Origin of the sequence: Pseudonocardia hierapolitana (assembly GCF_007994075.1) — a bacterium.
Lineage (GTDB): Bacteria > Actinomycetota > Actinomycetes > Mycobacteriales > Pseudonocardiaceae > Pseudonocardia > Pseudonocardia hierapolitana.
Genome location: NZ_VIWU01000001.1, coordinates 8,117,179 through 8,130,727 on the forward strand (window position 1 = coordinate 8,117,179; position 13,549 = coordinate 8,130,727).

10 protein-coding genes are annotated in these 13,549 nt (G+C 74.9%); 3 read left to right on the top strand and 7 right to left on the bottom strand.

Annotation, left to right across the window (positions count from 1 at the left end; translation table 11 throughout):
* Positions 1–28: 28 nt before the first annotated feature.
* Together FHX44_RS38230 and mreB are read left to right on the top strand one after the other, a co-directional pair.
* On the top strand, positions 29–1,456 hold the full coding sequence (locus FHX44_RS38230; protein WP_147260214.1) for an FAD-dependent oxidoreductase: 1,428 nt from the start codon (positions 29–31) through the stop codon (positions 1,454–1,456).
* A gap of 106 nt (positions 1,457–1,562) precedes the next feature.
* A complete protein-coding gene (gene mreB, locus FHX44_RS38235) occupies positions 1,563–2,600 on the top strand; it encodes a rod shape-determining protein (RefSeq protein ID WP_212612839.1) in 1,038 nt (345 codons plus the stop codon).
* Positions 2,601–2,615: 15 nt separating this feature from the next.
* Here mreB and FHX44_RS38240 read toward each other — a convergent pair whose 3' ends face one another.
* The 5 genes from FHX44_RS38240 to FHX44_RS38260 all read right to left on the bottom strand — a co-directional run bounded on the left by FHX44_RS38240 (position 2,616) and on the right by FHX44_RS38260 (position 11,600).
* Positions 2,616–5,555, bottom strand: coding sequence for an FtsW/RodA/SpoVE family cell cycle protein (locus FHX44_RS38240; RefSeq protein ID WP_147260215.1), 2,940 nt, complete (start codon positions 5,553–5,555; stop codon positions 2,616–2,618).
* Positions 5,556–5,572: 17 nt separating this feature from the next.
* The gene (locus FHX44_RS38245) at positions 5,573–6,709 is read right to left on the bottom strand and encodes a hypothetical protein (RefSeq protein WP_147260216.1); all 1,137 of its coding nucleotides are present in this window, start codon (positions 6,707–6,709) and stop codon (positions 5,573–5,575) included.
* 412 nt (positions 6,710–7,121) lie between these two features.
* Positions 7,122–8,600, bottom strand: a complete 1,479-nt coding sequence (locus tag FHX44_RS38250) for a mannitol dehydrogenase family protein (protein WP_147260217.1) — start codon at positions 8,598–8,600, stop codon at positions 7,122–7,124.
* Positions 8,600–9,619, bottom strand: coding sequence for a LacI family DNA-binding transcriptional regulator (locus tag FHX44_RS38255; RefSeq protein ID WP_147260218.1), 1,020 nt, complete (start codon positions 9,617–9,619; stop codon positions 8,600–8,602). The genes FHX44_RS38250 and FHX44_RS38255 overlap by 1 nt, the downstream gene beginning before the upstream one ends.
* A gap of 238 nt (positions 9,620–9,857) precedes the next feature.
* Positions 9,858–11,600 carry a choline dehydrogenase gene (locus FHX44_RS38260; RefSeq protein WP_147261808.1) on the bottom strand — a complete coding sequence of 581 codons (1,743 nt, stop codon included), beginning with the start codon at positions 11,598–11,600 and terminating at the stop codon, positions 9,858–9,860.
* A gap of 281 nt (positions 11,601–11,881) precedes the next feature.
* On the opposite strand from FHX44_RS38260, the gene FHX44_RS38265 reads away from it, so the two are divergent.
* Positions 11,882–12,085 carry a hypothetical protein gene (locus tag FHX44_RS38265; RefSeq protein ID WP_147260219.1) on the top strand — a complete coding sequence of 68 codons (204 nt, stop codon included), beginning with the start codon at positions 11,882–11,884 and terminating at the stop codon, positions 12,083–12,085.
* Between the two features lie 18 nt (positions 12,086–12,103).
* Here FHX44_RS38265 and FHX44_RS38270 read toward each other — a convergent pair whose 3' ends face one another.
* Both FHX44_RS38270 and FHX44_RS38275 read right to left on the bottom strand, forming a co-directional pair.
* Positions 12,104–12,298 (bottom strand): hypothetical protein, encoded by a 195-nt coding sequence (locus tag FHX44_RS38270; protein ID WP_147260220.1) that lies wholly within the window; start codon positions 12,296–12,298, stop codon positions 12,104–12,106.
* A gap of 120 nt (positions 12,299–12,418) precedes the next feature.
* Positions 12,419–13,447, bottom strand: a complete 1,029-nt coding sequence (locus FHX44_RS38275; RefSeq protein ID WP_147260221.1) for an NADP-dependent oxidoreductase — start codon at positions 13,445–13,447, stop codon at positions 12,419–12,421.
* Positions 13,448–13,549 lie beyond the last annotated feature (102 nt).

Consider the following 13,549-nt stretch of genomic DNA (forward strand, 5'->3'; position numbering starts at 1 on the left):
CCAGAGCGTCGTCCCCGGGAGGTGCGCCATGTCCGGTGCTCGGCACGTCCTCGTCGTCGGCGGTGGGCTCAACGGGCTGTTCGCGGCGGTTCTCCTGGGGAGGGACGGCCACCGGGTCACGGTGCTCGAGCGCGACCCGGCCGAGGTGCCCGACCCGGACGTGGCGTGGGAGGTCTGGCAGCGGCGCGGGTGTGGCCAGTTCCGGCTCCCGCACTACATGCAGGCGCGGTTCCGCCACCTGCTGGAGGCCGAGCTGCCCGACGTCGCCGACGCGCTCGTCGCGGCGGGGGCGCTGCGCTACGACGTGCTCGCGGCGCTGCCGGCCGCGGTCAGCGGCGGGATCCGCGACGACGATGACCGCTACGCGACGCTCACGGCGCGCCGGCCGGTGCTGGAGGCCGTGGTGGCCCGGGCGGCGGCCGCGCAGGCGGGCGTGGCGGTCCGGCGCGGCAGCACGGTGCGCACACTGCTGGCCGGGCACCCCGCGCGGTCCGGCGTCCCGCACGTCACGGGCGTGGTGACCGCCGACGGGGAGGAGCTGCGGGCCGACCTCGTCGTCGACGCGAGCGGGCGGCGCTCAACGCTGCGGGCGCTGCTCGCCGACCTGGGCGCTGCCGCCCCCGCCGAGGAGCAGGAGGACGGCGGATTCGTCTACTACTGCCGGCACTTCAAGGGCTCAGGTCCGATGCCGGAGCTGCGCGGCCCCGTGCAGCAGTGGTACGACTCCGTGACGATCCTGACGCTCCCAGCGGACAACGGCACCTGGTCGGTCACGATCGTCGGGAGCGCCCGCGACAAGCAGCTGCGCGCGCTGCGCGAGCTCGAGCGGTGGACGGCCGTCATGCGCTCCTACCCGCTGGCCGCGCACTGGATCGACGCGGAACCGATCACCGGCGTCGACGCCTTCGGCGGTCCGGGGGATCGCCTGCGCCGCCTCGTGGTGGACGGCCGGCCGGTCGTCACCGGGCTGCTCGCGGTCGGCGACGCGGCGGCGTTCACCAACCCGTCGCTGGGGCGCGGGGCGTCCATCGGGCTCCTGCACGCGCTGCGGCTGCGGGAGCTGCTCCGCTCCGTCGACGGCGCCGATCCGCAGGAGGTGGCGATGCAGTGGGCGGAGGACACCGCGACGGCCGTCGAGCCCTGGTACCGGGCCACCGTCGGCACCTCCCGCTCCCGGCTCGCCGACATCGAAGGCGACCGGACCGGCGCCCCCGCCGCCCCCGACGACCGCTGGGCGCTGGCGAAGGCGATGTCGGCGGGGACGAGGAAGGACCCGGTCGTGCTGCGGATGCAGCTGGAGATCGCCGGCATGCTCGCCCTCCCGCCCGAGGTCTTCAACCGCGAGGGCGCGGTGGAGCGAGTGCTGGCAGCCGGAGGGGGCGCCCCGCGCTACCCCCTGCCCGGCCCCGACCGCGCCGCGCTGCTCGCGGCGGCAGGCCTGGCCGTCCCGGCGTAGCCACCACTTCACACACCCCGGGCCGGCCTTGCGAAGGCCGTTCAGGTTTGCGAAGTCGTCAGATGGCCGTCGCCGCGGATACCCCGGCTTAACATCGCTGGCACCGGTGCCGAGTCTCCACCACACCGACGTCGATGAGGGGGACGACGTGTCGGACATCGGGATCGATCTCGGAACTGCCAACACCGTCGTCTACGACTCCGTGCGAGAGGTCGTGTTCGACGAGCCGTCCGTGCTGCTGCGGCGCCGCACCGGCGGGCGGCACGGGGGCATCGTCGCGGTCGGGCGGGAGGCCGCCGAGCTGCTGGGGCGGGTGCCCGCAGGCCTCCAGGCCATGCGGCCGCTGCAGGACGGGGTCATCACCGACCTCGAGACGGCCCGGTCCTACCTGCGGGCCGTGGTCCGCCGGGCGGTGTCGAACCCCTGGCAGCGCGCGCAGGGGAGAGTGGCGATCGGGGTGCCGTCCGGGGCCACGACGCTGGAGCGGCGGGCGCTGCTCGCGGCGGCCGACGAGGCCGGGATGCGCCGGGCCGCGGCGATCGACGAGCCGATCGCCGGAGCGCTGGCGTGCGGCATCGACCCGATGGACCGGCGCGCGCACATGGTCGTCGACGTCGGCGGCGGCACGGCGGAGGCCATGGCGTTCTGCTACGGCGGGGTGCTCACCTCCCGGTCCTGCCGGGTGGCCGGCGACGAGATGACGGTCGCGGTCTTCCGGCACCTCCGCACGGAGCACCAGCTCGTGGTGGGAGAGCGGACCGCTGAGGAGATCAAGATTCGGATCGGCATCGAGACCGCGCCCAGCCTGCCGGTGCCGGGCCTGGACGCCGGGACGGGGCACGCGCGGCTCGCGACGATCCCGGTCGAGGAGATCGCCGAGGTCGTCCGGCCGATCACGGAGTCGATCATCCAGACGCTGGCGGCCGCCCTGCACGACCTGCCACCCGACGCCGCGAGCGACATCCTGGCCGACGGGGTGGTGGCGTTCGGCGGCGCGGCCCTGACCCGGAACTTCGACCAGCGGCTCGAGGAGGCGTTCGGCTTCCCCGTGAAGGTGGCCGAGAACCCGCTCACGTGCGTCGCCGAGGGCGCCGCCCTGAGCCTGTGCAGCCCGGGGGTGATCGAGGCCTACGGCTGGAGGTAGCGCTCGTCCGGGCGGCTACTGCGCCGGGCCGGTCGCGAGCAGCTCCGCGCGGTGGTCGGCATAGTGCTGCAGCGCGTCGGCCACCACGCCCTTGACGTTGTTGCCGCCCGTGCCCGGGCCCTGCACGACGGCGGTGACCACGATGCCCGGGTCGTCCGCCGGCGCGACCGCAGACAGCCAGTTGTCGTAGGTGCCCTCGGGCAGGCTGCCGTCCTGGGCCGTGCCCGTCTTCGCCGCGACCGGGAACGGCAGACCCGCCAGCCGCGCCGCGGTGCCGCTCGTCACCGCGGCGCGCATGCCGTCGCGGACCGGGCCGAGCCGGTCGGCGAACGGCAGCGGAGCCGGCGCCGGGGCGGGCAGCGCCGTGTGGCCGCTCGCGTCGGTGCCAGCGGCCAGCCCAAGCCGCGGCGTGACCAGCTGCCCGGTGGCGATCCCGGCGGTCCAGCGGGCGTTCTGCAGGGGCGTGGTCAGCAGGTAGCCCTGCCCGATGCCGAGGATCACCGTCGAGCCGCCGTACCAGCGGCGCCCGGACGCCTCGACGGTCTCCGGCGTGCCGAGGTAGCCGGCGGACTCGCCGGGCAGGTCGATCCCGGTCGGCGCGCCCACCCCGAGCGCCCGCGCGGCCTCGATCATCGGGGCCGGGCCGAGGGCGTGCGCGAGCTTGTAGAAGTAGACGTCGTTCGACCACGCGATCGACTCGACGAGGTCCATCGGGCCCATCACCCGCCAGTTGCCGAACGTGTGCCCGCCGAGGGTGAAGCTCCCGCCGGTCGGGATCGCCCGGCCCGGCGGGAAGACCGGGTGGAGGACGCCCGCCGTGGCCACCACCAGCTTGAACGTCGAGCCGGGTGGCAGCGCCGCCTGCGTCACGCCCTCCAGCATCGGGTGCCCGGGGGCGCTGCTCACGGCCTGCAGCGCGGGGACGTCGACGGGCGGACCGTAGAGGTTGTCGTCGTACGACGGGAGGCTCACCATCGCGAGGACCTGCCCGTTGCGGGCGTCCATCGCCACCGCGGCGGCGGTGGCCGCGCGCCGGGGCTGGGCCCGGAGCGCCGCGTCGAGGCTGCCCCTGAGCCGCTGCTGCAGGCCGAGGTCGAGCGACGTCCGCAGCGCGGCGCCGGGGACCGGCTCCACCCGCTCGCCCATCGTCACCGGCACGCCCTCGGGGTCGACGTACACGCACTGGCGGCCGTTCACGCCCCGCAGCACCGCGTCGTACTGCAGCTCCAGGCCGGCCCGCCCGACGAACTCGCCGGACGGCAGGTCCGGCCACCGCTGCTCCTCCTCCGGCGTGGCGATGCCGACGAATCCCAGCACAGGACCGAGCAGGGCACCGGTCGGGTAGACGCGCCGGGCCGTCGGCACGACCAGCACGCCGGGGAGCCCGGCGGCCGTGACGGCGTCCGCCGCCGGGCCGGGCACCTCGGCGATGACCAGCGAGAGCGTGGTCGGGGCCGCGTCGTCGAGGGCGGTGCGCACGGCGTCGGCGGGTCGCCCGACGAGCTCCGCGAGCCGAGCGACGTCACCGGGCTGGGACCGGACGACGGCCGGCACGGCGACGACCTCGTAGGTGCCGGCACCCGTGGCCGTCGCGCTCACGGCGAGCGGGGCGCCGTGCCGGTCGGTGATCGCCCCGCGCTCGGCCGGGATGCGGATGCAGCGCGTCATCTGCTGCTCCCCGGCCGCGGCCAGCGCCTCGCCACGGGCGGTCTGCAGCTCCCGGGCGTACTGCCCGAACAGCACGAGCAGCGCGGTCAGCCCCACGGCGATGGCCCGGACGAGCCGGGGACGGCGCGCCCGCCACCGGGAGACGATCAGCAGCCGCGTCCGGGCCCCGTCGCGGCGGACGCCGAGGGCGACGCCGATCGCGGCGAGGTGCACCAGCAGGGCGGTGCCTCCGTAGCTGACCAGCGGGAACGGCACCCCGGCGAGCGGGAGCAGGCCGAGGTTGCCCCCGACCGACACGAGGACCTCGACACCGATCAGCACCGCGAGCCCGCCTGCCACGAGCACACCACCCGACGGCCGCGGCGCGCGGCTGGCCAGCGCGAGCCGCCAGACCAGGACGACGGCCGCTGCGATCGCGCTCGCCCCCGCGACCAGCCCGAACTGCTCGACGAGGCTGGCCAGCGCGAGATCGGTCTCCTTCTCGGGCAGGTACTGGGCGAGCAGGCCGGTCAGCGGGTGGTCGGCGCGTCCGAAGAGCGAGCCCCAGCCCATCGCGATGTGCGCCTGGAGCACCGCCCACCCGGCTCCGGTCGGGGACTCCTCGGCGCCGACGAGGAAGCTGCCGAGCCGCTCGACCTGGTAGGGCCGCAGGAGGGCGACGGCGAGCGGAGCGGCGATGGCCGCGGTCCCGAACAGGGGGAGCAGGAAGCGGGCCGGCACGCGGCCGATGACCAGCATCGCGACCGTGAGCGCGAGCATCAGCAGCGTGGTGCTGAGGTCCGGCTGCAGCGCCGTCAGGGTGAGCGGGACGGCGGCGAGCACGACCGCGGCCGCCGACCGCTGCCACGCCGGCCGGTCCGAGCCGAGGGCCGCGGCCAGCACGAGCAGCAGCCCGAGCTTGGCGAGCTCCGACGGCTGGAACGTGAGGTCGCCGACCGAGATCCACCGCTTCGCGCCGTTGAAGGTCACCCCGCCGACGTGGACCGCGGCGAGCAGGAGCACGGCGGCGGCGTAGGTGAGCCACCCCAGGGCCATCAGCAGCCGCATGCGGAACCGCCACAGCGCCACCAGCAGCACGACCCCGACCGCCGCGATCGTCGCCTGGCGCGCGGCATGGTCGAGGCCGTCGACGGCGTAGAGGTTGGCGAGGCCCAGCCCGACGAGCACGAGCGCGGCGAGGACGGCGACGAGGTCGAACGCGACACCCCGCCGGTCCTTCGGCCGCAGCGGCGCCCGCCCGGTCGGCTCGTCCGGCGCGGGGTGCTCGCCGTGCTCCACGATGAGCATGCGTCGTCCCCTCCGTTTCAGGCCGTGCACGCACCGTTCTCGGGCACGGGCACGGCGCCGCTGGCCGCGGTGGACGGCCGGTCGGTGACGGCCGTGACGGCCAGCGCGGACGCCTCCGGAAGCGCCACGGTGACCACCGCGTCGAGCCGGTCGCCGTGCGCCGGCACGGTGGCGGTGCCACCCGGCGCGGCGACGACCTCACCGGTGCAGCGGTCGAGGACGCGGAGGCTCCAGGTGATCGTCTGCGGGTGCGCCTGCGGCTGCACCCGCACCTGCACGCGGAAGGCGCACTCGGTGCCGGGGGCGCACGGCTGCACCGCCCGCAGGTCGACCGCGTCGATCGTCCCCGCCGCCGCCGGGGCCGGCGGGACGACCGGGGGCAGTGCCGTCGGCGAGTCCGTGGCCATCACCTCGGCCCGGCCGGCCTCCAGCACCGCGGTGATGTCGCGGCTGATGTCGTCGCGGAGGAAGGCGATCTCGACGCCGACGACCGCGACCAGCACCACCACCGACAGGACCCACTTCCAGCTGCGGGCCACGGCGGCCCGGGCGACGGTCCGGGGTGTGCGAGGTGGGCGCCTCCGGCGCGGTGCGGACGTGCGCGCCGCGGGCGCGTGGGTCGCACCCGACCCGTCGCCGGCGATCACCGCGACCGCCCTGCCGAGCTCGGCCCGTGCCTGCGCGCCGCCGGTCGCGTCGGCCTCCCGCAGGATCGCCGCGACGACCGCGAGGCGCCCGTCCGGCGACCGGGCCGCGGCCGCCGCGCGCTCGAGCGCGGGGACCGGACGCGCGGTCGCGACCCCGAGCTGGTCCAGGACGGCCGCGGTGGCCTCGAGGTCGGTGCCGTCCGTGGCCGGCCGGCCCGGGGCGTCGAGGAGGCGGGCCCTGCCGTCCCGTCCGACGCGGACCGCCTCGGGGTGCAGCGGGGGAGCGGGGTTGCGGGTCTCGAAGGCGGCGAGGAGGTCCGCGCCCAGCGCGACGGCCTGTGCGGGGGTCAGCCGGGCGATGGAGAGCAGCCGCGTCAGCGGGAGTTCGTCCGCCGGGGTGCGCAGGGGGACGGCCGTCGCCGGCCCGCGCGCACCCCCGGCCCGTCTCGTGCGGGCGTGTGCCCTGTGCAGGGGCGACGCGCGCCGCTCCGCCCTGGACCGCGTCATGGCCGTGCCCCCCTCGGTACCCCCGAGCCGGTGTCCTGGATCTCGCCGTGCAGCGGGCCCGGCCCGTGCGGAGCACGAGCGGGGCGTCCGCGGAAGATGACGTCCTGCCGGCCGAGCTCAGGTCGGCGCGAGTGCGGTACTTCGTGAGGTGGCCGGGCCGACCGGCCGGACCCGTCTCCTGCTGCACCGGCTCCGTACCGCGTTCATGGCGCCCCCTGCCCCTCGCCTTGTGCAATTGCACCACTGAAGCGCGGCGTTGGGCAGGGCCAATTCGGGAGCGGCCGATCGGCCCATGGAGCGTTCGCCCTAGTGGGGGCCGGTCCGGTGGACTCCCGCCTGCGCCCGGGTCGGGGGAAGACAGACGGCATGAGCCAGGTGAACACCACCGCGGGCCTGCGGTGTCCCCGTGTGTTCAGATCTGGGTGGCCGCGGCGACGCCGCCCTTCGTGAGGGCCTCCAGCGCGTCGGTCACCAGGTCGCAGAACCTGTCGTTCGCCGGGAGCTCCGCACCGAAGACCTCCTCCAGCGACAGGAGCGCGTCGACCGCCGCCTGGGGGGTGGCCGCGTCGGCGGTGAGCTCCCGCAGCCGCTCGGCCAGTGGGTCGTCCACCGGGAGGGGGGCGCCGTCCTCCGCCCGCGCCGTCCAGACGTAACGCATCCATGCCGCGACGCCGAGGCAGGCGAAGCGGGGCTCGGCTCCCGCGGCGAGCCGGTCGGCGATCGTGCCGAGCAGCCGCTGCGGGAGCTTCTGCGTGCCGTCCATCGCGATCTGGACGGTGCGGTGGCGCAGCGCGGGGTTGTGGAAGCGCTCGATGAGCTCCCGCTGGTAGGCGGCCACGTCGTACCCGTCGGGGACGGCCAGGGTGGGCTCGACGTCCTCGGCCATGAGGTGCGCGACGACGCCGGCGATGCCCGGGTCGGCCATGGCGTCGGCGACGTGCGCGTGCCCGGCCAGCGCACCGAGGTAGGCCAGGGTGGAGTGGCTGCCGTTGAGCAACCGCAGCTTCATCGCCTCGTACGGCGCGACGTCGGCGGTGAGCACGGCGCCGGCGTGCTCCCAGGCCGGGCGGCCCGCGGCGAAGTGGTCCTCCACCACCCACTGCCGGAACGGCTCCGTGACGACGACGCCCCGGTCGGAGAACCCGAGCAGCTTGGCTGCCTCGGCGCGGTCGTCGTCGGTGGTGGCCGGGACGATCCGGTCGACCATCGACGACGGGAACGACACCGACTCGGCGATCCACGTCGCGAGGGACTCGCCGTCGGGGAGAGCAGCGCAGAAGTCCGTGACGAGCCCGCGCAGCACCTCGCCGTTGGCCGGCAGGTTGTCGCACGACAGCAGCGTGATCGGGCCCGCGTCGGCGGCACGGCGGGCCTGCAGGCCGCGCACCAGCTGCCCCACGACCGTGCGGGGCGGCCCGTCGCCCGCGAGGTCGGCGGCCACGTCGGGGTCGGTGCGGCGCAGCCTGCCGGTGGCCGGGTCGTGCCGGTAGCCCTTCTCGGTGACGGTGAGGGTGACCAGCCGGGTGGTAGGTGCGGCCAGCAGCGCCTGCAGCCGCTCCCCCTCCTCCGCCACGAACAGCAGGTCGCGCACGGCGCCCGCCACGCGCAGCGAGGTGTCCTCCCCGCGGACGAGCACGGAGTAGAGGCCGTCCTGGGGCTGCAGCTGCTCGAGGACACCGCGGCTGCGCTGGGTGACCCCGCAGATCCCCCAGTCGCCGCCCGCGGCAGCGATCGCCTCCTCGGTGAAGACCGCCTGGTGGGCGCGGTGGAAGGCTCCGATGCCCAGGTGCGCGATGCCGACCCCGAGTGCGCGCGGGTCCACGAGCGGACGCTGCGCGGCGGGCAGGTCCGCGAGCGCGGAGAAGCCGAGCCGATCCGTGCGAGGTGCCATCACCGGCCCGCCAGCACCCGAGCCGAACCGGAGTCCTGCCTGGGCGGCGCCGTGGTGGACCGCACGATCAGCTGGGTGGGCAGCCAGCGATGCGTGGCCTCCGGCTCGATCCCCGCGTCCAGCCCGTCGAGCAGCAGGTCGACGGCGGCGCGGCCGCCCGCCTCCATCGGCATGCGCACGGTGGTGAGCGGCACGGTGGTCATCGACGACATCTCGATGTCGTCGTACCCGACCACGCTGATGTCCGCCGGCACCGCGACGCCGCGGGCGGCGAGCCGGTTGAGCACGCCCACCGCCATCAGGTCGTTGAAGGCCAGGATCGCGGTGACGCCGCGGGCGAGCGCGAGGTCGGCGGCCTGCACCCCGCCCTGGAACGTGGGCGGGAACGGGCCGAGCTCGACGGTCTCGACGTCGCAGGCGGGCGCCGCGGCCCGCAGGCCCTGCAACCGCTGCTCCCCCGCCCACGACGCCGGGGGCCCGGCCAGGTGCGCGATGCGCCGGTGGCCGAGCGCGGCGAGGTGTTCGAGGGCCTGGCGCGCCCCGTCGCCCGAGTCCATGAGCACGGCGGGCAGGCCCGCCTCGTCGCGGTTGACCAGCACCAGCGGGGTGGAGCCGACCAGCCGCTCCAGCTGCGTGGGCTGCATGCGCGGCGAGCAGAGCACGACGCCGTCGACCTGCTTGGCCATCGCCCCGACGACCTCGGCCTCGACGCGCGGGTCCTCGGCGGCGTCGGCGAGGAACACCACGTGCCGCACCTCACGGGCCCGCGCGGTGCAGCCCTTGAGCATGGCCGAGAAGAACGGGTTGGCGACGTCGGGCACGACCACGCCGATGTTGCCGGTCTTGCCGGTGACGAGGCCGCGCGCCGCACGGTTCGGCTGGTAGCCGAGCTCCTCGGCCACCTGCAGGACCTTCCGCCGCGTCGCGGCGTTCACCATGTCGGGCATCGTGAACGCCCGGGACACGGTGGACACCGAGACGTCGGCACCCTTCGCCACCTCGTGGATCGTGACCGCCATGCTGCTCCCGTTCGCCGGCTGAGCACAGCCTGCAAACCATTGCAGCAAGTGTCAAGAACGGAAGCGCTTACGGTAGTGGTTTCGACCGGAAGTCCGGTGCGTAGATCGGCGGATCCAGGTTTCCGCTGGGTGTGCCGGCGGGCCGGCCTCGTACCGGGCGTACTCGGCCGGTTCGCCGGTGCGCCCAGCGGGAAGCTGGGCCGTCGAGATACGTGCTGGACTTCCGGTCGGAACCACTTCACCAGGAGTCGGCGAAGAGCGAGGCCCCCGAGGGCGACGCCTGCGCAGGCGCCGGAGCCGGCGCAACGACCCGCTCTTCCGGGGGCGCCACGAGCCGCGGGCGGCTCGGCACCCTCGGCGGGAGCGGCGCGTTGCCGATGATGATGTCGGCCGCCTTCTCGGCGATCATCATCGTGGGCGCGAGCGTGTTGGCGTTGGTCAGCGACGGCATCACCGACGCGTCGACCACGCGCAGCCCGTCGACACCGTGCACCCGCATGGTGTCGGGGTCGACCACCGCGAGCTCGCCCCGCCCCATCGCAGCGGTGCAGGCGGGGTGGTAGCCGACGCGACCGACCCGCCGCACCCAGGCCATGATCTCCTCGCCGGTGCGCACGTGCGGTCCCGGGAGCGTCTCACCGCCGTCGAGGTGCTGGAACGCCGGCTGCGCGAGCAGGTGACGGGCCCGCTGGACGGCGTTGATCCACCGGTCCTTGTCCTTGGGGTCGGACAGGAAGTTCGCGACGATCTTCGGGTGCACGGCCGGGATCGGCGAGGCGATCTTGACCGAACCGCGCGCCTCCGACCGCATCACGCCGACGTGCATCTGGTAGCCGTGCGCGGTGACCTCGACCGACTCGTCGGAGCTGTTCATGGCGAGCGGCGCGAGCAGGAACATGAGGTCGGGCTCGCCGCCCTCGGCGAAGTCGCTGCGGACGAAACCGCCCGCCTGCATCGGGTTGCGGGTGCCCGGGCCCTTTCCGAACACCAGTGCGTCGAGCACGACGCCCGGCCACTTGGCCTTGTTGCGGATGTCGGACATCGACACCGGCTGGATGCACTTGTGCTGGACGTGCACGGCGAGGTGCTCCTGCAACGACTCGCCCACACCGGGCAGGTGGTGCACCACGGGGATGCCCAGCCCGCGCAGGTGCTCGCCGTCGCCCACCCCGGACAGCTGCAGGATCTGCGGCGTGCCGATCGCGCCGGCCGACAGGATCGTCTCGGAGGCCCGGACGTCGTGCGTCTCGCCGTTCTTGTCCCGGTACCGGACGCCCACCGCCCGCGTGCCCTCGAAGAGGACCTTGCTGACCGTCGCGTGGGTGCGGATCTCGAGGTTCGGCCTGCTCTCCACCGGGTGCAGGTACGCGACCGCGGCCGACGCGCGCTTCCCACCCCGGACCGCCTGGTCCAGTGGGGAGAAACCCTCCTGCGCGTCGTCGTTGACGTCGGGGACGACCTTGTAGCCGGCCTGCTGCGCCGCCTCGAAGAACGCGTCGAAGATCGGGCCCTCCGCCGGGCCGCGGTGCAGCGACTGCGGGCCGCTGCGGCCCCGGCCGGTGCCGCGCGGTTCGCCCACGCAGCCCTCCAGCCGCCGGAAGTACGGCTCGCAGTGGGTGTAGTCCCACGCCTCCGAACCGGCCTCCGCGGCCCACCGGTCGTAGCTCGCCCGGTGGCCGCGCTCGTAGATCATCCCGTTGATGCTGCTCGAGCCACCGAGGACCTTCCCCCGCGGGTGGTGCAGCCGCCGCGAGCCGAGGCCCGGCTCGGGCTCGGACTCGTAACGCCAGTCGAAGTTGCGGTGACCGACCGGGAAGCCCATCGCCAGCGGCAGCTGGATCCGCAGGTCCCACCAGTGGTCGGGGCCCCCGGCCTCCAGCAGCAGCACCCGCACCGACGGATCGGCGGTCAAGCGGTTGGCCAGGATGCAGCCGGCCGGACCGCCACCGACGATCAAGACGTCATAGCCGGAAACAGACACTTCGTCCCTCACGTCCTCTTCCCCCTCGGCCGGCGCACCGCACCGGTCACGATCACCCGCTCCCCCTCCGCCGAAGTCGCTCGGCGAGCGGAGCGCATCCGGCTATCGAGCGGGCGCAGATCGACGTTAGCCGGATCGAGTGAACTCGGGACGCACCGGGGGCCCATCGGCGTACGGCGTACCTGGAGGAGCCACCTCTCGTTTGCCCCGCCAGGGCAGAATGGTCATGTGCTGTTCACCGACACGTCACCGCACAGGCGGCCCACAGTCGTGGGCCGGCCATGACCGGCCCCGAGCTCGAGGTGACCCGGCTGCTGCAGAACCCGCTCGGACATCCCGCACCCGAGGGCGAGCGGGGCGACATCGTCCGCATCAGCGACGGGACGCGCACCCTCTACCTCACGCCGCAGGAGTACGAGGAGGCCGGCGAGCAGCAGCTGCGCTACCGGCTGGCAGCCGAGGGTCGCGCCCGGTCGAACGCGTGAGGCGCGGCTGAGGATCGCTCAGCTGCCGCCCTCGTGCGCCGAGTCGTAGCCGAGGTCGCCGTGCAGGTCGAGCGTGAATGACGCGGACGCACCCGCCAGGGAGATCGGTGAGGCGCCGCGCGGGCGCGGGATGCCCTCCAGGGCGCTGCTGACCTCGTGTGCGAGGTCGTAGCCGTAATCGCCCCCGCCGTCACCTTCGTACGCAGCCGACATCACGCCTCCCTCCTCGGGCCGCCCCACGGCCCGAAAACCTGACGCTGTGCGACCACGTGCATCCGGTCGGTGTCGCTGATCATCGCTCGCGCGGGTGGCGCCCGCAAGACGTCCGGACGCTCAGCCACCCAGCCGGACGAGGACCTTCCCGACGCCTGCCCCGGTGAGCACGCCCAGCAGCGCCTCGGGTGCCTGCTCCAGGCCCTCGTACACGGTCTCCCGGGTGCGGAGGCTGCCGTCGGCGAGCCAGCCCGCCGCGCGGGCGGTGTACCGCCCCATCTGGGGGAGGTAGGCGCCGACCTGCATCCCGCGCAGCGTGATCTGCTTCAGCACGGCCTGCAGGAGGTTCGATGGGCCGGGCGGCGGTTGCACCGCGTTGTAGCCGCTGATCGCCCCGACGAGCGCGACCCGGCCGCCGACGTGCAGCGCGTCGAGGGCTGCGGCGAGGTGTTCCCCGCCCACGTTGTCGACGTAGACGTCGATGCCGTCCGGCGCGACCCGCGCCAGCTGCTCCCCCACGGGGCCCGCGCGGTGGTCGATCGCCGCGTCGAACCCGAAGACGTCGAGGAGCGCGGCGGCCTTCTCGGGCCCGCCCGCCGACCCGATGACCCGGGCGGCGCCGGCCTTGCGGGCGAGCTGGCCCGCGACGCTGCCGACGGCACCCGCTGCGCTGGAGACGAACACGACGTCCCCCGGGCGCACCGCCGCGACGTCGGTGACGGCGGCGTAGGCGGTGAGACCGGTGGGGCCGAGCGGCCCGAGGTAGGCCCGGGCGCGCGCGATCGCGGTGTCGACGACCTCGGCCGCCGACCCGTCGAGCACCGCGTGCTCGCGCCACCCGAGGAAGTGCGAGACGGTGGCGCCGACCGCGATCGCGGCCGACCGGGACGCGACGACCTCCCCGACCGCCGAGCCGTCGAGGGGCTCGCCGATCGCGAACGGCGGGAGCACCGGCGAGGGGACGTCGTCCATGCGGCCCCGCATGTAGGGGTCGACCGACATCCAGGTGTTGCGGACCAGGATCTGGCCGTCGGCGAGCTCGGGCAGCTTCGCCTCGGTGATCGCGAGGTCGTCGAGCCGCGGCACGCCGACCGGGCGGGCGGCGAGGTGGATCTCCCGGGTGGTCTCCGGGACGTTCGCGCTGGTCATTCTGGGTTCCTCTCGGGTTCGGACCGGGACGCCACCGACGGTGCCGCGCCGCGCTCCAGGTCCGCTCCGGATCCGCTGCAGGTCGGCTTACGCTCCGCACGT